Raw genomic sequence first — 26,178 nt, forward strand, 5'->3', positions numbered from 1 at the left:
TTCACTTACTGTTCTTCGAAGGCAGCATTCAGATCGAATGTTCCTTTGAGCTCGTTGAAGTACTTCTTTAGAAGCGCATCTCCTAACACAGGGTCAAACTTCACCCATCTGTCAATAATTTCAGCCTTAAGCAAATACCCCATAACCTTATCAATATTGAAGTAGTTAAAGATGTTTGCTTCATCAATGAAATCCCAGCGAAGCATATCGATTTTCTTCTCGCGCTCGAAGAGATTGGAGATCTCGAGAATTGGCATCAGCTTATCCATAAGAGGGAGCTCGCCTCGCATGCCAAAATCAAGAGCCTGGCTATGCGAAAGCGCTACGTTGATGGAATCGTTGCCCACTAGGATTGGAGCCACTTCCTTACCTAACTTTCGTGCATTGGTTGCGGCGAGTATATTGCGCAGCTGCCTATCAAAGCAGAACCACTTTTGCAGAAACTCGTTGTTATAGCTAGCCACATAATCGTAGAAACGATTATAAAGGCCAACTTCAACCGATTTCTGGAGCTCTTCTTCGTCTTCGTTTGCCAATACCTCTTCATCCCTCTCTGTGTAGAGTTCGGTAAAGAAATCGGCGATATACGAAGGGAATTGCTTAAGATTTGACTTTACATCATCGTAAACATCCCTAGGAACAAGACCTCGTTCCGAAAAGGTGTTACGATTATTGATGAAGGACAACACATTATCGTTGTCGTAATGCAGGGAAAGCGTATCTATCAGTTCTAGGTCATTGCCTTCCAAATTCTGCTTTAACCAATCCCTAATGCTTACGAAGTCGAGTTTTCTGTTATCTGCTTCAAAAAACAACTCCGGCAATCCGGCAACCAAATAGTAGTATTGGTTTTGGATCATAGCACCTTATTTACCTCCGAAGAGAAGTTCTACAAGACGTGGGCGAAGGAATGACTTAAATAGGTTGTCGAAATCCTGCTCGGTAAAGCTAATCTGGTACCCACCATCCTTAGGCGCAATCTTAAAGCCAGATTTAACCGTCTTGCTAAACTGAACGTCAAGGTATACACTTAGAGCTTCGCCAGCCTTACTAAAGAAGTAATCCTGAAGCTGTTCTTGCTTATCTTTTGGTAGCAAAACAGTTAATACATTTTCCTCTTCGCTAGAAGGATTGAATCGAGCCACAGCCTCCTTAACAATTGCCTGAATAAAGTCAGGACTTGCAAAAGCAGCGTTAACCGATGGTGTAATTGCCTTTGCAGCGATAGTTTCTTCTACCTGTTGCTTAACCGAATTAACGGTTTGACGTGCGGCCATCTTAAGTTCAGCCTCTGTGTTTTTTGCAATTTCTGCAGAAGAATGCTTGGCATTCGAAATTATTAGATCAGCCTCTTTCTGGGCTTGCTGAATAATCTGTTGAGCTTCGGCCTTAGCTTTCGCTAAAACTTGCTCAGCCTCTGCAGTCCCTTTGCTTAAGCCTTCTTTATAGAGCTTATCTGTTAGCTCTTGAAGCTTATTTTGCATATTAAACCTCCATTTCTTCCCGAAGGACACTTATTTTGTTAAACTTCTATCTTCAATTTAAAAGAACGGACCTTTCTCAGTAAAGAAAATTAGCATTTACCAGGTAGCCAAAAATACTATTTTACCAATCAATCCATCCGATTACATTGTTAAATATGCTTCAATCTCAGTGCGATTGCTTCAAATTATGCTCACTTATCCTATCTAAAGGTATAAGCGATACATCGAAGATGTGGCTATTTATAGCCTCTCTTCCAGAAACTTTCTATTAGGGCATTACGTGTTCTTGAATTTCGAGGAAAAACGCCTTTATTTACCTTCTTAACTTCCTCTATAGAATAAAAGGCGTTTGGGTTAAACTGCTTGATAATATCTTCTACTTTCCCCAAATCTTTCCTATTTACAATGGTGTAAATTAAATCAACCTTGCCCTGTGCCCCATCTGCATGCACCGTAGTAGATCCAAAATTTTCCTTGTTTAGTGCCTTAACAAGTTGCTCTGCATTTTCAGAAATCATAATTCTAAGAATCAAGGTTCCCATTGCAAGTCGTTCTTCCAGAATCATGCCTACATAGTTACCTGTAGCAAATCCTGCCGCATACGCAAAATAGCAAACCCAGTTATTAAGGTTTGCCATAATTTGGCTGATGGCCAATATCCAAATAAACACTTCTATAAAGCCTAGAATTGGCGCTATGCTCTTTATACCCTTGGAAACCAGAATAATTCGAATTGTACCAAAAGTCACATCGCATATTCGAGCACAAAATATCAGAATAGGCAGAACCAGATAGGTAAAGTATGGGCTGTTTAGCAAGAATTCCATATCTCAAACATTGGTACATTTACCGAAATGTAGGCAAATAAATTGAGAGTTAAAATTATTGAGATACCTTTTTCCTGCTTATAAAAAGAAGAGAGCTGTTAACCAGCTCTCATTTATTGATTGTTAATCCATTTTATAATCTTTTCGCTATTGGGCTTTTCGCTAGGCGCTGCAAATCCTACAAGTTTCCCATTTTCATCAACCATAAACTTTTGAAAGTTCCACTTTACCTTAGCATCAAGTACTCCATTTTGCTCCTTTTCAGTAAGCCACCTGTATAGTGGGTGAATATCATCCCCCTTTACCGATATTTTAGCCATCATAGGAAAAGTAACGTCGTACTTTGATGTGCAAAATTGTTTTATCTCCTCATTAGTACCGGGTTCTTGTCCCAAAAAATTGTTTGCAGGGAAACCGATCACCACAAAATTCTGATCTTTATACTTCTGGTAGAGCTCTTCGAGATCTTCATACTGAGGGGTTAAACCACATTTTGAGGCAACATTTACAACCAGCACCTTCTTTCCTTTAAAAGAAGTGAGACTAATCTCCTCTCCATCAATGGTAAGTACCTTAAAGTCGTAAAACGTTTTTGTCTGTGCCGTTACTATAAATGGCAACAAAAACAATCCAAACACGAGCAATTTCTTCATGACACTATTTTTTGTGTACAAACACAGCATTAACGGATTTGTTTATAAAAGATAGAGGGAAGCAACCGCAGTTACCTCCCTCCTTTTTATGCATCGTTTTAGTTTTAGATCACCTCAAAAGTGTTGGCCTCTACCCAACCTGTATTTCCATCTGCAATTTTTATTTCGCGCCAACCGGGTACTGGTGGCGTTTCGGTAAACGTAACCTTAATACCCTCGTGTACAATGAATAAATCTTTCCCATTCTGATCAGGAGAACTTCGAACAACAACCACTGGCGACAATACAATGGCATCAGCAGGATGCTTTACCTGCTTTGTCTTTACTTGCGCTGTCCATACTGCAAAAAAGAAAATGCAAAGAAATAGTGCCGAAGATCCGAAGGTTATCTTTAACTAAAAGAGTCCCTGTAAAATAGTAGCAAATGAATAAAACACCAGCAAGCACAAAAGAGATCAGGCTTAGCCATGCCCAGCCATTTGCACCTAAAAGATTACGAATGCCGTTAAACCAGTTTACCAAAAAGAAGGTAGGAATAGAATCAACGTTATCCCTAATCTGGAGTCGTGCCAGCTTTAAGTTGTGATTTATATCTCCATCGGAGGGATTTAGCTTATAGGCTCGTTCGTAGTTAAGAATGGCCTTTGCATACATTTTCTGCTTATAGTATGCATTGCCCGCATTGTAGTACAGCTTACTCGACGAGTATCCTCCATCAATAACCTTTTGGTATTGAGCGGCAGCAGCCTTAAAATTACCTTCGGCATATAGCTTATTGCCTTGCTCAAATGCTTCTTCAAGATTTTGAGCGTTTGCTAAGCCTAAAAGACCAAACAACGCAACAACTATGGTAAATATCTTTTTCATGCTACTTCTTCAATTGTTCAAGTTTGCTAATAATTTCAACTGCATGGTTAAATCGGTCCGACTTCTCTTCACCCTGACCACCTGGTGCATAACGAGCAAATTCGCACTCTTCTATAATTTGGGTAAGGGTTTTAATGGTTTCTCCATCGGCACCTTTAGAAACCAACAGCTGTGCTGCACGTTCTTTTGAAAGATCGGAAACCGGAATTGCCAGCTTATCGCTAAGATATCCCCAAAGTGCTTTTAGCATTTCCTCGTAAAAACCATGAGTATCACCCGATTTTATCAGCACCTCTGCCTTTTTGAGCCTTTGGTAGGCTACTTTATTAGCGCGCTTATTCTTTATGAAAGCCACATCTGCATTTTCGCGTTCTCGTTTAGCCAAAAACATAAACGAAGCAACAATAGCGACAAATGCCAATAGAAGCACTAACCAGTAAGTTGCTGTATTAAAGAAGTAGTCGCCCTTAGGAGTTAAGATTGTAGAGCCAACCTTAATGTACTTTATATCCTGTCCTAATAGTTTAATACTCTCCTTATCGGCACCGCCTTGTAAGCCATTACGTGCCCCTCCTGTTGGATCGGGAGCAACGTCAATAGTCTGGCTCTGTGTCTTTACTGTTTTGTATCTGTTTGTTTTTGTGTCAAAATACGAGAATTCTAAAGCAGGAATTGTGTACTTGCCTTGGCTTCTAGGAATAAACGAATACTCGAAGACTTTAACCCCATACGATCCAGCCGCAGTTGTTTTTACGTTATCGCTAACCTTTGGATCAAAAGTATCAAAATCGGCAGGGAAGTTAACCTTGAGTGCTTCAACCAGTTTCACATTGCCAGAACCCGAAACCTTTACCACCAAATTGACCGCATCATTTGCCCTTACCTTATTTTTAGAGAGAGAAGCTGTAACCGTAAACGAACCAACGGCACCATTAAACGAAGAAGGTGCACCAGTTGGAAGTTCTTTTACATTAATGGAAATAGGTGCACTAGCCAGTCTTTTGCGTGCACGTGTTCCTCCACCTCCAAAGAAAGCATCAAAAGCACTTTGAGGAGCAGTGTGCTCTACTATTGATGCGGTAAGCTCGAATGGATCAACAACTAACTTACCAACCTGCTGAGGAAATAGCACGTAGCGACGTATTACAGCAGCATCGTAAACCTTGTTGTTATACTTTTCTCGAACAAAATTTAGACGAAGGTCGTTATCCTCCACTACCTGGTTCCAGAATCCATTAAATGATGGGAATTTTGGTTCGCCAAGACCTTCCAAATCGGCCCTAGTGTACAACTTTAGCGTTGCAATTAGGTACTCACCTCGGTACAAAGATGATTTGTTTACCTCCATTCTAAGAAATACCGAACCATTGCTAGCCCCCTTTGGTGCACGTACACTACCTGCTGATCCACGGCTAGATGCCGATGCGTCTCCTTTCACAACCTCAATAACTAAGCTATTCGAGGTATAGGTTCTGCCATTAATTTTTACAACAGCAGCAGGAATTGAGAATTTACCTTCTCGGGTTGCCTCTAGTATATAGGTATACGAGATCGAATTTTTTGAGGAAACTTGCCCATTAACTATAGTAGTACTCTGAAACTGCGACATATTAGGTCCTGCCAAAACCTCAAAGTTTTTAATGTCGGGATTGTAAAAATCGTCGGGCATTACGTTCACATCAAACTTGAGCTGAAATTGTTCGCCAACAGCAACCACACGAGGTGCACGCGCCACGAAGGTAACATTATCAGCCAAAGCACCTAACGCAACTGTAAGTAAAGCAACTATCGCTAATATTCGTTTCATATCGTTATGTAATTACTACACTACCAATTTTTCTCTGGCTTACGAGTTTGTGCTTTCATCTTCTGAGCCTTTACTCGTTCTTGTGCCTTATTTTCACCTGTTTGCAGCGCATCCAGCATCCGTTGAGCATCCTGCTTCGAAATTTTGGGTTGCTGTTGTTGTTGCTGCTGCTTTTGGTTCTGGTTCTGGTTTTGTTTATTATCCTTGTTATCCTTCTTCTGATCGTTCTTCTTATCCTTATTGTCGTTCTTATTTTGCTTGTTCTTATCCTTATTTTGATCCTTGTTGTTCTTGTTGTTTTGATTGTTGTTTTTCTGCTGATCCTTTAACTTCTGCTGTGCAAGAGCAAGGTTGTATCGAGTTTGATTGTCGCTAGGGTTAAGTCGAAGCGCCTTCTTATAAGCTTCAACACTTTCTTGGTACTTATTCAACTTAAACAAAGCGTTTCCGGCATTATGAAGGTTCGTTGCTAAACGACCTGGATCTTTTGTTTGCTGTAAGCTTTTCTGGTATTCCCCTAATGCCTTATCGTACTTCTTCTGCATGTAAAGCGAATTACCTATATTATAGGTAATATCACCCGATGCAGTATCAACAGCCTGCGCTTGTCTGAAGCTTAGCTCTGCCTGCGAATAGTTGCCCTTATCAAACTCCTTGTTCCCCTTTCGGATAAGTTTGCGTGCTTGTCCAAGCGAAGATAAAGAAACAAATAAAAGTGCAACAAAAATGCAATACCTCATCATGGCTTTACCTACTTTTAAATATATCAACTTTGCTTAACCAAATATTCTTGGTTTGCACTATAATAGAATCGAGAAGTAAGACGAAAAGCGCCATTAGCAGCAATACCTGAAACTGGTCGTCGTAGTCTTCATAGACATACGACTTCATTTCCATCTTATCCATTTTTCTGACATCGCTAAGGATATCCGTTAACCCGAAGTTGCTACCGGTAGCCCTAATGTACTTACCTCCGGTTGCAGTGGCAATCTGTTGTAGCGTTTTCTCGTCTAAACGTGTAATCACAATGTTTCCATCCTTATCCTTTAGAAAGCCTCCGCTTACAGGTATTGGTGCCCCCTGTGGCTGCCCAACGCCAACCGTATAAATCTTTACGCCATTCTTTTTTGCCTCTTCGGCAGCTGCTATTGGATCGTCCTCATGGTTTTCGCCATCCGAGATTACAATAAGCACACGAGACGTTTTGGAAGCACTTGAGAAAGATTTTGTCGCCAAATTAATAGCCTTACCTAACGACGTTCCTTGCTGGGGAACCATGTTTGGATTAATGGTATTGAAGAACATTCTTGCGGCATCAAAATCTGAGGTAATCGGTAGCTGTGTATAGGCATCACCTGCAAATACTACCAAACCAAGCCTGTCGTCTCGAAGTTTATCAACCAAACGCGATAGGGCCAGCTTTGCTGTCGATAATCTATCAGGCTTAAAATCGTCGGCAAGCATACTATTCGAAACATCAAGCGCTACCACAATTTCTACGCCTCTATTTTTAACCTCCTTTATTCGAGACCCAAACTGTGGTCGTGCTAATGCGAGTACAACAATTGCATATGCGATACAGAAAAGTATAAATTTCAGGTTTAAGCGCTTGTATGATACATTTGGCGCAAGCAGACTAATAATCGGAAGTTGCCCGTACTGCTCCATATTCCTACGGCGAGTACGTACAAAGTAGTAGTATAGCACCACCAAGACTGGGATTACTAGCAGCAAATAAAAGTATACTGGTTGTGCAAATCTAAACATGAACCAACAGTTTTAAGGAATTCTCTTAAGAATCAAATATCTAAATAGAACTTCTAGCAATAGTATAGCAACGGCAAGAAGCGCAAAAAGACCAAACTCCTCGCTCCTTTTAGTATACCTGTCAACTTGAAACTTAGTGCGCTCAAGCTCGTTAATCTTATTGTAGATTTCAGCAAGCTTTGTATTATCGGTGGCTCTAAAGTATTCGCCTCCGGTAATCTGAGATATCTTTCTAAGCAAATTCTCATCTATTTTAACATCGGCATAGCCCATTTGCACTCCAAAATCGGTGGCCATTGGTGTTAGTGCCCTGCCGCGCGTACCCACCCCTATGGTGTAAACACGAACGCCAAAGGTTTTTGCGATTTCGGCTGCTGTAAGAGGTGCGACTTCCCCAAGGTTGTTCTCGCCATCAGTCATAAGAATAACCACCTTGCTTTTTGTTTTGCTCTCCTTTAGGCGAGCAACCGATGTTGCCAAGCCATTCCCTATCGCTGTACCATCTTCGAGCATGCCGCTTTTTATCTCTTTGGTAAGATTTATGAGCGCAGCATGGTCTGTAGTAAGTGGAGACTGGGTAAAGCTTTCGCCCGAAAAAACAACCATCCCAATTCTATCGTTCGGCCTATCGGTTATAAACTGAATTGCGACATTTTTTGCCGCTGATATTCTATCTGGCTTAAAATCTTGGGCAAGCATGCTGCTCGAAATATCCATTGCCAAAACAATATCAATACCTTCTGTCGTTATATCGTTCTTGCTATGGGTCGATTGAGGTCGTGCAAGCGCAAATATAATCAAGGCAATAGCCAAGCACCTTAATATAAAAGGTATGTGGCGAAGCCTACGGCGAGTTGATGACTTAACATTTTTGAGCTGCGCTACCGACGACACCTTCAATTTTGGCGTAAAGTGCTTATTCCTGATTATATACCAAACTACTAGAGGTACAAGCAACAACAGCAAGTATAGATAATTCGGATTATGTAATATTATGCCACTCATAAAATTCTAGATGTTTTCGTTTGATGATGGCTCCTTAGCTTCGCTGCTGCTGGATGCTTCTACAGCAAAAGCAACTTCTTTGGTATCATCAATAAAGTCGTATACGCAGTTCGCTGCGCTATCATTTTCGATAGGGTCTGCGCCATACTTTGCAAACTTCACTAGGTCCGACGTATTAAGCATAACCATAAGCCTATCGTAAATAGCCTTATTGGAATAGCCATTCGAATTAAGAGCAACAAGGATTTCGAAAGAGGTCATCTCCATTGCGTTGATTCCCATACGCTCCTCTATATATACACGAAGAATGTCGGTTAGCTCCGAATAGTATTCCTTAACATGCCCATTTTGCCAAAGTTTCTTCTGCTTAAGCAGCTCTAATTCTCGAAATGCTATTACATGAGGAGGCTCTATAACCTTCTTCTTAAAGGTAAATATGGGCTCATCCTTACTTCTCCTAAAGTAGCGGTATATGGCAATGATGATTCCTACTAACAGAAGAATTGACAGAATAGCCAAGGCTATTTCCTGAAATGTATAGGGAGCCCTTATGTTCTCCTTTATTCCGTATAAGGGAACCTTGGTGCTATCTACGGCTACTGTATTTACCCTTAACTTTAGAGGTTGTGTGTAAAGCGTATCGACTTTAGATCCATCAAAATACAGCACAGGAATTTGAGGCACGACGTAGCTTCCAGAATCGAACGATGTAATAAGGTAGCGCTTGGTTAAAAGCAGCCCATTATCAACCTCCGAAGTGTCGGTTGCAAACTGGCTAACAACCTCAAGTCCCGAAGAAAGCGTATCAGGCAAGTTTGGGAAACGCACCTTCTTCCCATCCGTAAGCTTAACCTGCAGCGTAAGCGCGGTTTGATTCCCTATAAGTATTTTAGAAGAATCGAGGCGTACCTTAAAATCCTGCGCAATTACAGCCGAGCCAACAAAAAGCAAAAGCGATAGAATGCCGACAAATTTTCGTAATACTCCCATTACCTATCGATGCTTAAAGAGTTTTATTAATGGTTTTACATAATCTTCGTTCGTAGCAACGCTTACCCAGTCCACACGGGCTTTGGCAAAAGCTGTAGCAAGCGAATTTTGAGCATCGCTCCACCATTGATTGTAGGTTTTACGTACCGCAGCCGATGATGTATCCACCCAAATTACCTCACCTGTTTCAGCATCAACTGCCTCCAGCAAACCAACATTGGGCAGCTCTACTTCACGAGGGTCGAAGATCTTGATGGCACCCAAATCGTGCTTATTCCCTGCAATCCTAAGCGCTTCCTCAAACTTTATATCCGAGGGCAAATCGCCAAAATCGTTAAAGTCGGAAAGCACAAATGCGGTACAACGCTTTTTTACGGCATTGGTTAAGTAGCGAAGTGCTTCGGCAATATTGGTTTTATTGCTTTCGGGCTGCAGCTCAATAATCTCACGAATAATACGAAGGATGTGCGATCGACCTTTTTTAGGAGGAATAAACTTTTCCACCTTATCACTAAAAAAGATAACTCCGACCTTATCATTGTTCTGAATGGATGAGAAAGAGAGCACAGCAGCAATTTCGGCAATCAGCTCATTCTTAAACATCTTTTGTGTTCCAAAATGGCTCGATCCGCTAACATCGATTAGGAGCATAACGGTAAGTTCTCTCTCCTCCTCAAAAATTTTGACATACGGATCGTTAAACCTCGCCGATACGTTCCAGTCGATATTACGAATATCGTCTCCATACTGGTACTCGCGAACCTCGCTGAAAGCCATACCTCGCCCCTTAAAAGCACTATGGTACTCTCCCGCAAATATTTGATTTGTAAGGCCGCGCGACTTAATCTCTATTTTCCGAACCTTCTTAAGCAGTTCTGATGTTTCCATAAGCTTTCAAGTATCAAGTATCAAGAATCAAGTGTCAAGACTTGTGTCTGCATGATCTAAACCTTTCGTAGTAATTCATGCATCTTTTATCCTGTACCTTGTGTCTTGCTTCTAAAATCTTGTGTCTAAAATGTATCTTCTAGGACTATGGAACTTCAACAGCATTAAGGATTTCGGTAATAATATCTACGGTAGTGATATTTTCGGCTTCGGCCTCGTAGGTTAATCCAATACGGTGACGAAGAACATCGTATGCTACGGCGCGAATATCTTCTGGAATAACGTATCCTCTACGCTTTATAAATGCGTATGCCTTTGCGGCTAGTGCCAAGCATATGCTTGCACGTGGCGATCCCCCGTACGAGATCATATTTTCGAACTTGCCTAGGCCGTAGCTCTTAGGATCACGGGTTGCAAATACAATATCGACAATGTAACGCTCAATTTTCTCGTCGAGATAAACATCGCGAACAACCTGACGTGCCTTTACAATATCCTCGGGCTTTAGCACTCGGTTTGCCTTAGGGAATTCGCCAACAATGTTTTGACGAATAATCTGCTTTTCTTCCTCTTTCTTAGGGTAGCTGATTATTACCTTTAGCATAAAACGGTCTACCTGTGCTTCTGGAAGCGGATAGGTTCCCTCCTGCTCCAATGGGTTTTGAGTAGCAAGTACAAGGAATGGCTCTGGTAGCTTAAACGATGAATCGCCGATGGTAACCTGATGCTCCTGCATAGCCTCGAGTAGCGCACTCTGCACCTTGGCGGGCGAACGGTTAATTTCGTCGGCAAGAATAAAGTTGGCAAAAACCGGTCCCTTCTTTACCGAGAACTCCTCGTTCTTTTGGCTGTATATCATCGTACCAATAAGGTCGGCAGGCAATAAGTCGGGGGTAAACTGTATACGGCTAAACTTAGCATCAATAATGTTAGCCATAGTGTTAATGGCAAGCGTTTTTGCAAGGCCTGGAACCCCCTCCAAAAGTACGTGTCCATTAGAAAGAAGCCCAATCATTAAGCTTTCTACAAGGTGTTTCTGTCCAACAATAACCTTGTTCATTTCCATGCTAATGATGTCAACAAACGCACTTTCCTGCTGAATCCTTTCGTTTAGCTCCTTGATATTCACAACTTCACTCATATAAGAATTATCTTTTGTTTCTTATTTCGATTATAGTACCAAATTAACGGCTTTACTTTCCACATTATTCTATAAGCCCTTAGAAATGGCGTTAAATATGGTTAACCTCTAAGGTTCGTTTAATTATCCTACCAATTTGTTTGAATTTTAGTAGGGTATGCAAATTTAGCATTATCGCTATCTTTACCAAAAAAATTGTAATGCCTCGCTACTTCATTCGCATTTCGTATAAGGGAACCAGCTACCATGGCTGGCAAGTTCAGCCAAACGCCACATCGGTTCAGGAGAAGCTAAACTATGCGCTATCTACCTTTCTTCGCGAACCCATTGAAAGTATTGGTGCTGGACGAACCGATACGGGAGTGCATGCCTCCTACTTCGTTGCCCATTTCGACTCGGTAAAAGACGATCTACAATCGAATTCGAACCTCATTCACAAGATTAACTGCATTCTTCCTGCCGACATCACCGCCTATAGCATTAAAAGGGTAGACGATAGCGCAAATGCACGCTTCGATGCCATATCGCGCACATATAACTACTTTTTACATACCACAAAAAACAGCTACATAAACGACTACTCCTACCACTTTAAAGGACAACTAAATGTAGAGCGAATTAAAGAGGCTCTGCCCATTCTTTTCGACCACACCGATTTTACCAGTTTTAGCAAGCTGCATACCGATGTAAAAACGAACAATTGCACCATTACTCGTGCCGAATGGATAGAATACGCCCCTAATCAGTACGTATTCGTCATCCAAGCCGACAGGTTTCTCCGAAACATGGTTCGTGCCATTGTAGGCACGCTTCTGGAGGTTGGGAAAGGAAAGATTACCCCCGAACAGGTGCACGATATTATTTGCGGTAAGGATAGGGCTTTGGCGGGTACATCTGCCCCATCGCAAGGGCTATTCCTAGCAAAGATAGACTACCCCAAAGGCGTTTACGAGGAGGATGTAAACATCGAGGAGTGCTTCCCGAGGTTTGTGCTTTAGCATTTAGGTGTAGTAACTCAACGCTATTACAATAAATAAACGGATTGCATAGCATTGATACAAACTATTGCCTACCTTTACCGCTCTAAAATCTTTGGATGTTTAAACCAAATACGGATATTGTGAAGTAAATAACCTTAGGTATTCTGCCTTTGGTTATCCCCTAATTCAACTCAGACATATGCATGTCGGAGTTATTTTCATGTCTATATATTATTCAACTTTAGGGATGGTGAAGAATAAGCTATATTCTTTTGCCAAACTTCCAACAATTTAGTTTTAAACATCATGAGTAACGAAAATAAATCAATTCACGAGTTTGACTTCAACCTAATCTGCGAATACTTTTCGAGCGTTGAACGACAAGGTCCCGGTAGCCCAGAGGTTACCATTAAGGCATTGAGTTTTATTGACAACCTTACCAACGAGTCACGAATCGCCGATATTGGCTGCGGCACTGGAGGACAGACAATGGTGCTGGCCCAGCATGCGCCAGGTACTATTACCGGCATCGACCTTTTCCCCTTATTTATCGACCGGTTCAACTCTAATGCCCATAAGCTGAACCTTCAGAGTAGAGTTAAAGGTATAGTAGGCTCTATGGATAACCTTCCTTTTCGGAATGAGGAATTCGACCTGATATGGTCGGAAGGTGCAATCTACAATATAGGATTCGAACGTGGGCTTAACGAGTGGCGTAGATTCCTGAAAACAGGAGGCTATATTGCCGTTACCGAAGCATCATGGTTTACCGAAGAGCGCCCTGTCGAGATCAACGAGTTTTGGATGGATGCCTATCCCGAAATCGATACGATTTCGAACAAGGTAGCACAGCTGCAAAAGGCCGGATATATGCCTATTGCAACGTTTATTCTACCAGAGAACTGCTGGACTGAACATTTCTACGTTCACCAAGCAGCCATGCAGGAAGCCTTTTTGAAAAAGTATGCCGGCAACAGAACTGCAGAAGATCTCGTGGCAAACCAACGTCACGAGGCTCTGCTGTACGCCAAGTATAAAGAGTACTACGGCTACGTTTTCTATATCGGAAAGAAGATATAGGTAGTTAACTAACCAAGAAGGGTCGTTCTATAAGCAGAACGACCCTTCGTTTGGCAAGGCTTTACTTCAGCTTATCCTTCGGAATAAACATATCCTCGCTAATTACCTTCGTGTTCTTAGCGTTCTTCCATTCGTTCTCGTAGCGCTTTAGTATTTCCTGAATAAACCCTCTCTCTTCAAGCTTCTTTTGTGTCGATTGAATCTTATCGTCGGGAGTTTCTACCGGTTTTTGTGCAAGCACCAGCTCTTTAGCGCGCTCAAACACCTTATGGTCGGCAGTAATTGGCTCTAAGCCTATTCGGGCCTTCCACGCACCCATTTCGATATTTACCAGAACGATGTAGGTTTCGCCAGCCTTTAGGTTACACTTTAAGAACTCCTTATCCTCCGATGACGCCCAAAGAAGACGCTCGCCGGCTGGGCACTCGTAGCGCATGTAGTTTTTGCCCTTAAATATTCCAATAAACTTATCGTTATCGAAATACTCAAACGAAACGGCATAACCGTAGTTCGAGACCCTCACAAAGTAAACCACTGCGTTCGACTCTGCTGGAGGTGTAAAACCTTGGGCAAATGCTGGCGCCTTAATGCAGAATAGGACTAGGACAAACAGCAACAATCTGATCTTTTTCATCTGAATAATTTTTTAACGTGGCTAGACGTAATACACATATAATCGTTTACTCTTCGTTATACGATCTCACTTATCGATATTTACCAGCTTATACTTCATATTGCCCATTCCTAGCTGGTAAGCGTACTCAATTTGACGCTTTCCGCTTACCGAATTGACCTTTAGGAATGCATCGTTGCAGTGATGAGCTTTATCTACCAAATCGTGAGCGGCGGCCTCGATGGCAACTATGTCCGTAGAAGCCAAAATCCCAATATTCGGAACAAATGGGGTTTTAGGATTGCCGGAGCAATCGCAGCTGGGCGATACGTTGATGACAATGTTGAAGAAAACCGAGTTCTTTAGCTCCACCACTGGTTTAGCGTACTCAACCAGCCCTTCGAGGAAGCGCTTTGTTTGCTCCTCGTCATCGGGCTTACTAATAGCCCCGTTGTGGCACGTAGAGATACACTTTCCGCAGCCTATACACTTCTCCTTATTAATCTTCAACGGATTCAGCGTAATGGCATTTGCAGGACAGTCGCGAACGCAATCGCCGCAAGCTATACACTTGCTGCTATCGGGCTTGGGAAAGTTGTTGAAGTGCATGGCGCGCTTTCCTTGGGGAACAGCCATACCCATCGACACATTCTTAATACAACCACCAAAACCAGCACTACCGTGCCCCTTGAAGTGGGTAAAGTAAACTATGGTTTCGTACTTCTCGATATTCTTCCCTATCAATGCAGTTTTAAAGTGGGTTCCACCCTTAATTGGTAAGCTTAAGATTCCACCTTCATCTAGGATGTCGATTGGCGCAAACGTAAAACCGTGATCGCGCGCCAGCTCGATATGGGTAGCCGTTTGGCTACGACGACCTCTATAGGCAACGTTTGTTTCCACAAGGGTAGCATTTAGCGCCTTGCAAAGCGGCTCTACCATTGTTGCCGGAACAAAGTACTCGTTTCCATCTTCGCCGAAGTGCACCTTAATGCCCACATTACCCTTTACATGATCCTTTACATGCTGAAAAATTTTCATAACTCCATCGGGCGAAATATCCTCGGTAAAGTAAACTACAGACGATTCCTTATCGGCTTGCGAGTACGATTTGTTCCCCACAAGCATAAACCCCAAAATAAGGAGCAGCAAATACGCTTTTTTGATAGCCATAGATTCACATTTTAGATTAACGGATTACCTGCTACTAAACCTTTTAAAGGTAAAAATAATTATGCAATACACCATCAACCGATAGTGTGTAAGCCCTGCATCTACAAATTCTACATCAATAAGGCTGCAGCTATTGCTTTAGACTCGAAGAGGCATAGCCCAAAAAACAGAAACATGCTACAAAGTTACTAAGCCATAATACTCGCGCATTTCATCCGAGGGACCGGAACGCCCTCCTAACGAACAGCCCCGAATAGTGCTGACCCATTTTACGAACAAGCAGCATTGGAGGTCTCTCAACGGGGGCTTAATATTTTCTACCCAATGGCCATTGCTTACCCCCAAAGGTTAACTATGTCGTACTACTCTTCGCTTTTTGCAATCTTCTTCTGCAGCTCCCTATAATATACCAGCAGATCCGACTCCATGGGGACAATTTTACCTAAGGCTCGCTTTATCTTTAAAAGCGAAATTTTCGCCTCCTTTACATCATCCGATGAAATGACATTGGTACTTCTGGTAAAATCGTCCACCAAATTCTTGTAGTACTCCTGGATTTCGTATACGGCAGCAATATCGGATACCTGCTTTACATCCATGTAGGCAACAGCCTGTGTTAGCTTGGCCGTTTCCCACGAGTTGGAGCTAATCAGCTTGAACTGTAAATCTAACGTTATATTTTCCGTTGCCTTGGGATCATCGATTATCTCCATTAGCCGGTCTATCTTTTTTTGCTGCACCTTATGATTTGCCAGCATCCCTGTAAGCGTTTTGGAGTTGTTGCGGATCTCGAACTGAATGTTCTCTACGGTCTGCTTTGCCAGCTTGCTATTGTTGTAGCTATCGCGCCACTGATTGGCCATAAAGCCGAGAAATACGGCAAGGAATACCGAAACAAATTCGATAAGCAACGTCTGGTTAATTCTAAATTTTTTAAAATTCATGCTATCTGACTATTTAGGTTAATTGTATGCTGCGACTTCTGCTTCCAGCTGCTTAAGGCTACTTTTTAGCCCTGTCCTAACTATAAGCTTATGGAATGGCTTAACAGGAATAAAGTATAAACGCCCAAACCAGCTGTTAAACACTACGGCCGTTGTTACCGTTACCACCTTTTGCTGCTGATTGCTTTTACCGCCATCTAAAAATAGGGAGACTCTAAACTTTAAATGCTTATCATCCTCCCCTAAGACTATTTCATTTTCGGCAACGCTGAACACCCTAAAAAGCCCCGCCTGCTTACCCGGCTCAAATTCCAGCTTGTTTAGGGAGTCTGCATCCATCCTATTCGAGGGCGTTTTAAGGCCAAATACCGACACTATTCTATTTCGCAACACAAAAAGCCAATCGACCCATTTAGGACCTGGCTTTAGGAATAGCCTGCCAAATGCTTCAATGCTCGCCCTATTGTGCTCGTCGGTTACCATCCCCTCGTAGCTATCGGTGTAGCTGTAGGTGCTACAGTTGGGGTATAGTACTGATTCCTCTGGAATTCTTGCTTTAGCTACCCTCATTCTTTTTTTATTTAGTTCTCTCTACTTTTATATTCCTTTCGGCTTCGCCCATCCTTGATTAGCTGAGTGTAGCAAGAATGGTACGCTCAACCAAAACTACCCGTACAGCGTATCAACCTCCCAGCTAGCAGGATTGCCAGCAATGTAGCTGCGGATTTGCTGAAACGATTCCTCGTTACGGATAATATGGTCGTGAAAGCGCGTTTGCCAGGCAAAATCGGCATGGATCTTACGGGCATTAATGGTGCATGCCCGCTTATACTGGTTAATAATAACCCCCAACGTTCCAGATTCCCATTTGTCGTTTTTGCCGCCCGCTGAATGGGAATTACCCGTTCCATTATCAACGGAAACGTTTCGTGTAGAGACGCCCAACCTGGGCGTCTCGGGAACCAATTTGGGCGCATCTACATCCCTCCTTGCAATATCCGAATTCGACATTTTATTTAAAATGCCCGCGATGGAATTATCGGCAACGCTTACGATATTGTTAGGGCTTGGTGACGCGTTTGAGACGCCCAGGTTGCTAGAGACGCCCAGGTTGGGCGTCTCTACAGAACCCTCCTGCCTATTAATAACGATAATGCCATGCACATGGTTGGGCATTACCACGTATTCGTCCAATAGCACAAACGGGAAATGTTTAGGTATCTCCTGCCAGCACCGTTTGGCAATCTCTCCTATTTCCGATAGCTGCACTGCCGGTTGATCGTTATCCAAACCAGCGACAACCTCGCCAAAGTAGCGCTCGCGATGCGCCGTACAAATGGTGACAAAGTAGGCGGCATTCCAACCATAGTCCCAGCGTTGCATGCGGGCTGAAGGTATGCGATAGCTATCTCTAAATCGGTCTGCCATTGGCTGCAGCTATTATCAATATATTACTAGTCTACATAAGCGAATACTTCTTCTATGGTTCTATTGCTTTCCGCTACTGTTTGTATTTATCAGGCTAAAAGCCTCGTTAAACCAAGCGTAGCGAGGACGCTACGCACAGCTAGAGCAACCCAATCAATTATATGTCATTATTCTCATCTGTCCGCTTTTTATAATTCTCAACCCTAGTCAATAAGTCCGTTAATGATTTTGCTATAACTGAAAGGTCAACATCTGTTTCAAATCTTTCATAAATAAGTCTGTTATTTCTTTCATAATTTTCAAATGGTTTTGGCAAAAAATCATTGACTTTGCACATCGTATTAAAAATAAAGTCTGTTGATTGATTGTTGCGACCAAATAGTTGAATTTCCCATCCATTGATTCCAATATATGTGTCAATAGATACTTTATATTTTGATTTAATTGTATAGTCATGCACTAATACCAATAATTTTGGTTCTTTATAAATCCATTGTTTATCAGCCAATGGAGCAAATTCATTTTTTGATATTGTGTCGTTAAGTTGATATATTTTTTGATTTAGAGAATTTTTATATTCAATAAAACTATCAGTCAAATCTTGAATTGCTTCCGAATTGTTTTTAAAGAATGTCCATAATACTTTATTTTCCATTGTCTTAGGAGTTAGGTTTTCTATTGATTTTATAAAGTCTGTAAAGTGGTTTATATAACTGATGTTAGAGTTTGATAGATACTTTCCGATGTTATGCTTGATATTTTTGAAAAGGTGCTCATATGTAACATTTATAAAATCATTGATTTTTAACTTTTCAATATCTTCTTTGGATGTCAATTTGTTTAAAGATAAAACTATGCAAATAGGTTTTCTTGAATTATAACAGAATGATTCAACAGTTTTCATGTAGTCGTTTAAGTCATTATGTAAATGGTGAAATATTTTGTTTTCAATACCAACTGCATAATTTTCGGTTAATATAAGCAGGTCAAGCCTGTTATCTTTTATAGTCTTATATTCTCTGTAAACTTTAATTTCTTCAAAGTCATTATCGAATTTAAAATCGGTGTCTATTAGTTTTAAAAGCGAACTAAGAACTAAATCTCTGAGTCCGTGGTCGTTGTTTGGGTTAAGATAAAACTGTAAAATGTTACTACAGACATTTTCATAATGTGGATATCCACAAATTTCCATAAACGTTTTAGTTCGCTTATACTGAGGAATTGATTTAAAATTGAGCAGTAATTTAGTATAGTCTGTTTGCACTTTGTCGTCTTTTTAAAATGGCATATAATGGTGTTCGACTGAGGCTATAGCCTCAGTCGAACGAGGAACAACCCCAATAGTTTATCCAATTTTTACCCAATTGGAACCATGACACTTTGGACATGGAGGTAATGTGTCTGTGTTATCATCTAATGTGATAACTACGCCACATTTGGTACATTTATAAGTACCTTTCCCTGGTTTTTGACCTGTTGATGGCATAAGTTAATAGGTTAGTAATTATTACCATGCTTTCAACTTAAAGGACTGAAAGCATATCCTTATCAAAATCTCCACACCTTAGAACTGAATCTAAAGAATGTATTAAAGTAAAAATTATTTTATAGCCATTTTCTTACTCCACCATGATGAGAGCATGTGCCTCTTCTGCTGTTGCTAAAGCTGTAGGTTCCATCGTTACAAACAGCAGTTGCACCTGCAGGTACAGTATTATAGTATGTTGGCGATTGAACCTTGTTTCCCTTTGAATTCTTGTAGTACTTTACTTCTGTACTACCATAGGTATTGCTGTAATTATACCGTTTTGACGAAGTGGATATGCTTTTTAAAAATGAATTACTAACGTATCCCGTATTACCGTTATAGGATATTTTAGTCCAATTTTCAGATTCAATGGAATCTTGAACAATAGTTACTGTGATACCCTTAGGTATTATACATATCTTATTTTCACTTACCCCAGGTGTTGTCCTAAAATTTACATTACCAGTTGTTACCATTATTTGACCAAACGAACAGATGGTCAAGAAAAGTAAGCCTAAAAGAAGGATGAATCTTTTCATGTTTGTCTATTAAATAGTTAAAAGGAGACTATATCTTCCCAATTCTTTTAAGTTCCCAGAAACATTTTGCAGTAGCATTTATATCGGCTGCTGCATTATGTGCTTCTTCAAATTCTGTTCGGAATAACTTGTAATGTAGTTCAGACAGCTTAGGCCACTTATAACCATAAGGGCCATTAATAGCACAAAAATTTGTAGTGCTTTGCATTGTACAGATTTTATGTTTAGCTGGTATAGAGTTATGCATACCCGCTCTTAAAAATTCTGCGCCTACAATCTTTTCGTCGAAACTCATGTTGTGTGCAACAAGTACTTCAGATTGGCTGATTAGATCCTGAAAAGTAAGCAGCACAGAAGATAATGGTTGTCCTTCACGAAGTGCTCGTTCTGTAGTGATTCGATGAATACTCGATGCATCAACAGGAATTGTAAATCCTTCAGGTTTTATTATAAAATCTCCGCCTTCAATTTTATTCCCTGCTTTATCGTAAAGCAAAAATGCTAACTGAACGAGCCTAGGCCAATTGTTCAAATCCGTTACAGGTGCTTTCCAGTTTCTTGGTAATCCAGTTGTTTCTGTGTCGAAGAAAAGGTACATAGTGTTTCTTTTTTATTAGTTGTTGAAATGTTATTGTACAAAACTTGGGTTTGATAATATTACTTTAAGTGGGTCTGTATTCTTAGTTTGTATTTGAAAGATATGTTTACACATCCTCTATACTAAACACGCCCTCTAATTTTTTTCTCGTTTTTAGATCAAGACTTGGTGTTGAAATAAAAAGACGTTCTCTCGCTCTACTCAAAGCAACATAGGCAATTCGATGTTCTTCGTCTACTTGTAAGTTTGGTGAATTAAGAAAGTCCAAATCCTTTTCGTCATTTACGAGCAATAACACATTATTAAATTCATCACCCTTTGCATTATGAATTGTTCTATGAGAACTCAAGTCTTCATGTACGCGCACACATAATGCTAAGTCCTGATAACTATGGTTTTCGTAGAATGTTTTTGCACCACCTTTTGATAAGTTTGAAATATCACTAAATCGTTCTCTTTTTAAAAATGAATGAAAATTCAACAATGACATTCCTTTAAACACATCATAGCGTTCCATCAAAAAGTGTAGATCGTTTAATGCTTTCTTTTTCCTATCCTCCTTATCACGAACATTTCTTTTATAAATCGCCATCAATTCCTTGATAGCATCCTTGAATTTACGTTCTCTAGCCATTTCAACACCTTTTACACAAGAACTTATGACTAACCGACGTTCGGTATTGGTATCTTGGGTCTGAAGTTCATTAAACAATTTATTATTCAATTGCCCCCCATTGTAATGTTGCTTCATAGCATTGGCTGTGATATTATTTCTAGATAAAGTAATAACATTCTCTTGCGAAGAATAAACTTGTGCTTGTGTATATGCAACGATACGATCGCCGCATAATATTTTTGGTAATTCTCCTTGCTTATTCCTAAACGGTTTTTGCTCCAAATCTTTTCTCACTAATTTCAATGCATTAATGATACTATTTGTACTTCTACGATTTTGAATCATTTCGTAAGATTGCATTCCATTTAATGTAAAACTTGAGAACTGAGAAGGATCAGCCCCTTGAAATCCATAAATTGACTGAGCAATATCACCTATAATGCCAATAGTAGTCTCTCTTTCTCCAATCTTTTGTATAATATTAACCTGTATAGGATTACTATCCTGAAATTCATCAATAAAGAAGTAGGGAAACTTGGCTCTTAAGACTTCCAATACAAAAGGAAACTTATGAATAATCTTATAACTAAAAAAGAGAACATCATCATGATGAATAATTCCTCTTTCCCATGTCATAAGTTTGTATTCAAAATATGAATCGTTTTTTATTGAATATTTACCAGCCTTAAATGGACGATCAGTTTTACAAATCAGATCCATATTTGAATCATATTTCCATTTTAAATTGCTAAATGCATCATGAACAACATTGTATTCACTTATTGTAAACTGCCGTGTCTTCTTTTTCCATTCTTCTAAAAATGAATAATTTGAAAGTATTGTATCATCATGTCCATCCATTATTTCAATATTCAAACCATACTCATCTGCAATAAATACAGCATAAGGCTTTACTATATGCTTGTAAAGAAAACTATGTATAGTTGAAACTTCAACATGATCGGAATAGTTACCCAATCTGTCTAATATTGTTTCTACTGCTACATTGGTATATGTTATACAGGCTATCTTTCTTGTTTTACTCAGCCGTTTTGAATTGTGCAGTACATTTTTAATATGCTGCACCAGCCAATGGGTTTTCCCAGCACCAGGCCCTGCAGAGACCTTAAAATGTTGTTCTATGTTAGAAACTATATGATTTGAATCTATTTGCATATCCATTCTATAGCCTCCTTGATATAAGTTGGTACTTCAAATGGTATATAAGATTCCTTACCATAGTTATCTAAATTCTCTTCTAGAGCAAATGCCAATTCTAAGGCATTTTCTCCTTTTCCTACTGAATTTAGGTATCGAGAGGCGATGATTGCTTTTTTCTTATCATCGTCAGATGCCCAGTTACAGATTTTTACACCTTCTTCAATTCTTACATTTTGTGTATTGGGATTCTCTGTTGTTCCTTTCGGAAGTTTATCAAGAAAGTCTGCTACAGATTTTGTCGAATCTTCAAACCATCCCATTAATTCTTTAATCTCTTTACTATTAGATGTTGATTCTGTTACTAAACCTTTGAATGTAGGATTAAAGGTTACCAAATCATATTCAAAGGTTTTTCCTTTCAATTCATCTTGGCTAAAGAATCTTATATTAGGATGCTTATTATAAGAATCAATGAGCAATGAAGCATGATTACTATACTCGTAGGAACTATTATCCTGATTTGTTTCAAAAGTATAGCATTTCATAGTTGTTGAACCTTTGCCACTTTTCAATTTACGGACAGGATCACGATCTGTCAAACATGCAATTTTCTTATTTATTGTATGCTGATTATTTGAATCAAATAAGTAGAGGAAATGATTAAAATAACGACCTCCTACATTAATTACAGCAACATGATTATCTTCTAGGTTAACAGGTTGATAAACTTCACTTGCGTCATGGGATGTTTGATCGTACTCACTTTTTCTTTGTAAATCATAATATCTTGCAAAGATTGAAAGTAATAGTTGCTCTGCTAATCCTTCCACTAGTATAACCTTTTGGGCAAAAAGCATATCCGACTTAGTTGCATCCAAAAATCGTTGGACATACTTTTTACTTTTATTATCGGGTGGAAAAACAAGACGAGGATAACCTACATGAGTTTCTCCGTTTTCTTGATGAAGACAAACTATTTCATCAAGAGAAACAGCAGAAGTAATATGCGTGGAATGTGTAGTTACAAAAATCTGTCTCGCTTTATTTCTATCTTCTTTTAAGAATTTTAAAAACTTATACTGCATTGCAGGATGTAAATGTGCTTCAGGCTCTTCAATAGCCAATGTTGCAAATACTTTAGCATTACTTCCCATATAGGCTCCATCTGCATCAACCTGCATTTTTGCCAGCAGTAGCGACATGAAAATAAGGTTGTTATAACCCAATCCGTTATGCGTAGCAGGTATGGTTAAATCAATACCCGTAGTATACTTAATTATCAACTGCAAAGAAGAAAACATCTCTATCTCGGAAATACTTCCATCAAAATCTGGCTCTGCATTGTTGAAAGATGCACCAGTATCCTTAGCATACGATAGTATTTGATCCTTGCCGCCAGACATACGTTCTTGCAGTTCAGATATCGCACTACCAGCAATACATGCAAATTTTTCTTGTCTCGCTCTTATTTCTTCCTTTCTTCTTAGTTGCTCTTCATTTCCTTGTGTATTAATATCTGCTTTTAAATCGTAATCAAGAAAAAATTGGAATACATTTCGTAATAGTGTATTCTTTCCGGTCAGCATATCTCTTTCTACATCGCGAATTGCATCCAAGAATTGAAAATCGAATTTTTGTAATGATTCTGCGTCTGCCTGACTTCTGTTTTTTAGATCACCTCCAAATATTTTATAAGTATATAAGCGAATAAAACTTCTTCGAATTGTTTTCCAAGCTAACTCTTTTGCTTTACCTTTATTTGTCTCTGTTATTCTCTCCAGTTCTTCAATATATTTCTCTCGTTCCTGTTCAGGAAGAAAGAATTCATAAGTAAGCTGTGCCTCATAGGAGGCATCTAACTTTGTCAGCCAGTTTCCTATTGTTGCAAGATCATCAGGTTCCTCTTTTTCTCCTTTACTTATTGTAAGTTGAATCGAAATTTTCGGGGGTTTAGCCTTTAATTCATCAAATGTTACATTTTTATGAAAATCATCTACATCTAATCTACGTGATCTATTGCTGTCTAAGACTAAAGAAATAGCCCTTAGAAGGTTAGATTTTCCTGCATTATTGTGTCCAATAATCACATTCACTCCCTCTCTAAATTCAATCTCCTGTGATTTAAAATTACGGAATGAGTCAATTTTAATTTTTGATATATACATTGTGTTGTGTTTAACGAAATGATAAGAGTGCTATTCTTCTATTTGTTACGCTTGCAATCGTTCTTTAATAATTCGTAAACCTCCATCCCGAATAGGATGCCAATGAAATACCAGTTACCATAATATTTACCTAAAGGTTTACGATTTAAAATAGATGGGCGAAATGTAGCTAAAATACGCTACGGTTGTACGGCAAAGGTTAAATATTTCGGTAACTGTAGCCGTTAGGTTAACGGGTAGCCATGATGGGGTGCTGGGCGCCGCCCCTTCGTTTACGGGTAGATGTTCTACCGCTACGGGCTACCTTGGCGTGGCTACGGGTCGGCCCGCAGCTTCGTGGGGATATAAAACAGCTATTCGACTAGCTATTAACCGCTAAAGCATGCATCTTTTACTTCGAAAGATGCATCTAAAGATCGTTCAGATGCATCTGTTACTTCGAAAGATGCATCTAAAGATTGCTCAGATGCATCTGTAGCTGGTTCGGATAGAAACAAATGTGCTTTACCAGTTAAATCCAAAACATTAGTTAACAGCGCATTTAAGCCAATAGGCAACGCCTCGCAGCGAGGAGTCTACCCGCGTTGCGGCTAAAATGTCGATGAACGAGATTATCCGTAAGGCCAAGGAGCTGCTCACCGATCAGATCGACCATCAAATGGAGCTTATGCGCCGCCGCGAGCCCGAGTTCTACAACGCCTACCAGTCGGCCCGTAAGATTATTGACATCGGCGTACGCCACGAAAGCAAGGAGTAACACCACGAGCCAACCGCTCGCAAACATACGAAAAGGCAGCCCCTAGGGCTGCCTTTTTTGCGTTCCATAATTCGTTGGAATAGCCGAAGGCTAGCGGTTAAGGCTTCACCTTATCCATTTCGTCGACGGCTAGGGCTGCGTGGGCGAAGGCTGCACCGGCTCTCATTTCGGCCGCCACCCAAATGGCCTCCATAATCTCCTCCTTGGTGGCACCCTTACGCATGGCCAACCGCGTATGCGAGCGTATGCAGTATGGGCATTGGGTTACATGCGCTACCGCAACGGCTATAAGCTGTTTTGTTTTTTCGGATAGCGCACCCTCCTTAAACGCCGCCTTGCTAAAGCCTACAAAGGCTTCCGAGATCTCGGGCGCAAGGGCGGCTCTCTTTTCGGACATCTCTCTTGACGATTCGGGGTAAAGCTGATCGTTTTTCATGATATGCTATTTTTTTATTCGTTGTAAGATACGATGCAAAGCGCACCTTAGGACCTGCGGTTAAGCCATTCCTGAAGCGCAACCGCCTCGTTATGCTCCGCATCTTTTGCGGCAAAGAGCAGCGTTACCGCTCCCCCTTTCAGCTTTTCCTTTAAAAGGGAAACCAGATTAACGTTTGCTTCGAGCTCGCGATGGTAACGCTCCCTGAACTGCTCCCACTTGGCAGGATCGTGCCCAAACCATTTACGAAGTTCGGTACTGGGCGCAATATCCTTTAGCCATACATCCACGCAGGCCCTCTCTTTGGTTAAGCCTCGTGGCCAAAGCCTATCAACGAGTATACGGGTACCGTCGTCACCATCCGGCGCATAGTACACTCGCTTAATTTTTACTTCGTTCATAATGGATAATGCTACCATGTATTTTATGCGAAAGCAGAGGCAACCTACCTCTTCGACTTCGCTCAGCGGTCACCTCGAATACAACGTGCATTTTCATGATGCACTACCCAAACGGAGCGCTACCCGAGCGGAGTCGAGGGTAGCCACGACAGCCTTTCTTTGTTTCGTTTCTTTGGGCACAAAGAAATGAAAGGCAAAGATGAAGAGACATTACCCACCCCAACACCCCTCCCAAGAGGTACTGTGATAAAAAGCAAGCATTTCGAGTAAAAATTACGTAACTTGTGGTCGACGAAGGAGGACTTCAGCCGACTGGTTGAACGAAAGTCC

29 protein-coding genes are annotated in these 26,178 nt (G+C 40.6%); 3 read left to right on the top strand and 26 right to left on the bottom strand.

The genetic code is table 11. The features are described 5' to 3' along the window. Window positions 1-5: 5 nt before the first annotated feature. The 13 genes from CLV25_RS14475 to CLV25_RS14535 all read right to left on the bottom strand — a co-directional run bounded on the left by CLV25_RS14475 (window position 6) and on the right by CLV25_RS14535 (window position 11,429). Entirely contained in the window at window positions 6-860 is an 855-nt protein-coding gene (locus tag CLV25_RS14475; RefSeq protein WP_131840378.1) for a DUF2764 family protein, read from the bottom strand. A 6-nt stretch (window positions 861-866) separates the two neighbouring features. Next, window positions 867-1,484, bottom strand: coding sequence for a hypothetical protein (locus tag CLV25_RS14480; protein ID WP_131840379.1), 618 nt, complete (start codon window positions 1,482-1,484; stop codon window positions 867-869). 236 nt (window positions 1,485-1,720) lie between these two features. Continuing rightward, on the bottom strand, window positions 1,721-2,311 hold the full coding sequence (locus CLV25_RS14485; RefSeq protein ID WP_131840380.1) for a DUF2179 domain-containing protein: 591 nt from the start codon (window positions 2,309-2,311) through the stop codon (window positions 1,721-1,723). A 113-nt stretch (window positions 2,312-2,424) separates the two neighbouring features. Further along, window positions 2,425-2,964: a glutathione peroxidase gene (locus CLV25_RS14490; RefSeq protein ID WP_131840381.1), complete on the bottom strand. Its 540-nt coding sequence runs from the start codon at window positions 2,962-2,964 to the stop codon at window positions 2,425-2,427. 104 nt (window positions 2,965-3,068) lie between these two features. Continuing rightward, window positions 3,069-3,248 (bottom strand): SH3 domain-containing protein, encoded by a 180-nt coding sequence (locus CLV25_RS15965; protein ID WP_165877098.1) that lies wholly within the window; start codon window positions 3,246-3,248, stop codon window positions 3,069-3,071. A gap of 10 nt (window positions 3,249-3,258) precedes the next feature. Next, the gene (locus CLV25_RS14500; RefSeq protein WP_131840383.1) at window positions 3,259-3,831 is read right to left on the bottom strand and encodes a tetratricopeptide repeat protein; all 573 of its coding nucleotides are present in this window, start codon (window positions 3,829-3,831) and stop codon (window positions 3,259-3,261) included. A 1-nt stretch (window position 3,832) separates the two neighbouring features. After that, window positions 3,833-5,638: a BatD family protein gene (locus CLV25_RS14505; RefSeq protein WP_131840384.1), complete on the bottom strand. Its 1,806-nt coding sequence runs from the start codon at window positions 5,636-5,638 to the stop codon at window positions 3,833-3,835. 20 nt (window positions 5,639-5,658) lie between these two features. Continuing rightward, window positions 5,659-6,381 (bottom strand): tetratricopeptide repeat protein, encoded by a 723-nt coding sequence (locus CLV25_RS14510; RefSeq protein WP_131840385.1) that lies wholly within the window; start codon window positions 6,379-6,381, stop codon window positions 5,659-5,661. Window positions 6,382-6,385: 4 nt separating this feature from the next. Next, the gene (locus tag CLV25_RS14515; RefSeq protein WP_131840386.1) at window positions 6,386-7,405 is read right to left on the bottom strand and encodes a VWA domain-containing protein; all 1,020 of its coding nucleotides are present in this window, start codon (window positions 7,403-7,405) and stop codon (window positions 6,386-6,388) included. A gap of 12 nt (window positions 7,406-7,417) precedes the next feature. After that, complete coding sequence (locus CLV25_RS14520; RefSeq protein ID WP_131840407.1) at window positions 7,418-8,401, bottom strand: vWA domain-containing protein; 984 nt, start codon at window positions 8,399-8,401, stop codon at window positions 7,418-7,420. A gap of 15 nt (window positions 8,402-8,416) precedes the next feature. Continuing rightward, window positions 8,417-9,400 (bottom strand): hypothetical protein, encoded by a 984-nt coding sequence (locus CLV25_RS14525; RefSeq protein ID WP_131840387.1) that lies wholly within the window; start codon window positions 9,398-9,400, stop codon window positions 8,417-8,419. A 3-nt stretch (window positions 9,401-9,403) separates the two neighbouring features. Continuing rightward, complete coding sequence (locus CLV25_RS14530; RefSeq protein ID WP_131840388.1) at window positions 9,404-10,288, bottom strand: DUF58 domain-containing protein; 885 nt, start codon at window positions 10,286-10,288, stop codon at window positions 9,404-9,406. 145 nt (window positions 10,289-10,433) lie between these two features. Continuing rightward, window positions 10,434-11,429, bottom strand: a complete 996-nt coding sequence (locus tag CLV25_RS14535) for an AAA family ATPase (RefSeq protein ID WP_131840389.1) — start codon at window positions 11,427-11,429, stop codon at window positions 10,434-10,436. Between the two features lie 200 nt (window positions 11,430-11,629). On the opposite strand from CLV25_RS14535, the gene truA reads away from it, so the two are divergent. Further along, window positions 11,630-12,427: a tRNA pseudouridine(38-40) synthase TruA gene (truA, locus tag CLV25_RS14540; protein ID WP_131840390.1), complete on the top strand. Its 798-nt coding sequence runs from the start codon at window positions 11,630-11,632 to the stop codon at window positions 12,425-12,427. A 288-nt stretch (window positions 12,428-12,715) separates the two neighbouring features. Further along, complete coding sequence (locus CLV25_RS14545; protein WP_131840391.1) at window positions 12,716-13,489, top strand: class I SAM-dependent methyltransferase; 774 nt, start codon at window positions 12,716-12,718, stop codon at window positions 13,487-13,489. Between the two features lie 61 nt (window positions 13,490-13,550). Here the strand turns inward: CLV25_RS14545 and CLV25_RS14550 are convergent, their stop codons facing one another. The 11 genes from CLV25_RS14550 to CLV25_RS14600 all read right to left on the bottom strand — a co-directional run bounded on the left by CLV25_RS14550 (window position 13,551) and on the right by CLV25_RS14600 (window position 24,254). Continuing rightward, on the bottom strand, window positions 13,551-14,123 hold the full coding sequence (locus tag CLV25_RS14550) for a hypothetical protein (RefSeq protein WP_131840392.1): 573 nt from the start codon (window positions 14,121-14,123) through the stop codon (window positions 13,551-13,553). Between the two features lie 66 nt (window positions 14,124-14,189). Further along, complete coding sequence (locus tag CLV25_RS14555) at window positions 14,190-15,275, bottom strand: DUF362 domain-containing protein (protein ID WP_131840393.1); 1,086 nt, start codon at window positions 15,273-15,275, stop codon at window positions 14,190-14,192. 362 nt (window positions 15,276-15,637) lie between these two features. After that, the gene (locus CLV25_RS14560) at window positions 15,638-16,219 is read right to left on the bottom strand and encodes a hypothetical protein (protein WP_131840394.1); all 582 of its coding nucleotides are present in this window, start codon (window positions 16,217-16,219) and stop codon (window positions 15,638-15,640) included. A gap of 18 nt (window positions 16,220-16,237) precedes the next feature. Further along, window positions 16,238-16,789: a DUF2867 domain-containing protein gene (locus tag CLV25_RS14565; protein WP_131840395.1), complete on the bottom strand. Its 552-nt coding sequence runs from the start codon at window positions 16,787-16,789 to the stop codon at window positions 16,238-16,240. Between the two features lie 96 nt (window positions 16,790-16,885). Further along, window positions 16,886-17,647, bottom strand: a complete 762-nt coding sequence (locus tag CLV25_RS14570) for a transposase (RefSeq protein ID WP_131840396.1) — start codon at window positions 17,645-17,647, stop codon at window positions 16,886-16,888. Between the two features lie 157 nt (window positions 17,648-17,804). After that, window positions 17,805-18,911, bottom strand: a complete 1,107-nt coding sequence (locus CLV25_RS14575; protein WP_131840397.1) for a PD-(D/E)XK nuclease family protein — start codon at window positions 18,909-18,911, stop codon at window positions 17,805-17,807. An 81-nt stretch (window positions 18,912-18,992) separates the two neighbouring features. Further along, window positions 18,993-19,133 (bottom strand): zinc ribbon-containing protein, encoded by a 141-nt coding sequence (locus CLV25_RS16195; protein ID WP_131840398.1) that lies wholly within the window; start codon window positions 19,131-19,133, stop codon window positions 18,993-18,995. A gap of 119 nt (window positions 19,134-19,252) precedes the next feature. Then, complete coding sequence (locus tag CLV25_RS14585) at window positions 19,253-19,714, bottom strand: DUF3761 domain-containing protein (protein ID WP_131840399.1); 462 nt, start codon at window positions 19,712-19,714, stop codon at window positions 19,253-19,255. A gap of 28 nt (window positions 19,715-19,742) precedes the next feature. After that, window positions 19,743-20,312, bottom strand: a complete 570-nt coding sequence (locus tag CLV25_RS14590) for a 3'-5' exonuclease (protein WP_131840400.1) — start codon at window positions 20,310-20,312, stop codon at window positions 19,743-19,745. 106 nt (window positions 20,313-20,418) lie between these two features. After that, entirely contained in the window at window positions 20,419-22,110 is a 1,692-nt protein-coding gene (locus CLV25_RS14595) for a UvrD-helicase domain-containing protein (RefSeq protein WP_207895695.1), read from the bottom strand. Next, window positions 22,095-24,254: an ATP-dependent nuclease gene (locus tag CLV25_RS14600; RefSeq protein ID WP_131840401.1), complete on the bottom strand. Its 2,160-nt coding sequence runs from the start codon at window positions 24,252-24,254 to the stop codon at window positions 22,095-22,097. The genes CLV25_RS14595 and CLV25_RS14600 overlap by 16 nt, the downstream gene beginning before the upstream one ends. 601 nt (window positions 24,255-24,855) lie before the next feature. On the opposite strand from CLV25_RS14600, the gene CLV25_RS15970 reads away from it, so the two are divergent. Next, a complete protein-coding gene (locus CLV25_RS15970; protein WP_165877099.1) occupies window positions 24,856-25,011 on the top strand; it encodes a hypothetical protein in 156 nt (51 codons plus the stop codon). Between the two features lie 97 nt (window positions 25,012-25,108). On the opposite strand, the gene CLV25_RS14605 is transcribed toward CLV25_RS15970, so the two are convergent. Next, window positions 25,109-25,447: a carboxymuconolactone decarboxylase family protein gene (locus CLV25_RS14605; RefSeq protein WP_131840402.1), complete on the bottom strand. Its 339-nt coding sequence runs from the start codon at window positions 25,445-25,447 to the stop codon at window positions 25,109-25,111. Window positions 25,448-25,494: 47 nt separating this feature from the next. After that, a complete protein-coding gene (locus CLV25_RS14610) occupies window positions 25,495-25,848 on the bottom strand; it encodes a DUF488 domain-containing protein (RefSeq protein WP_131840403.1) in 354 nt (117 codons plus the stop codon). Between the last annotated feature and the right edge of the window lie 330 nt (window positions 25,849-26,178).

The organism is Acetobacteroides hydrogenigenes, from assembly GCF_004340205.1.
GTDB classification, from domain to species: Bacteria; Bacteroidota; Bacteroidia; order Bacteroidales; family ZOR0009; genus Acetobacteroides; species Acetobacteroides hydrogenigenes.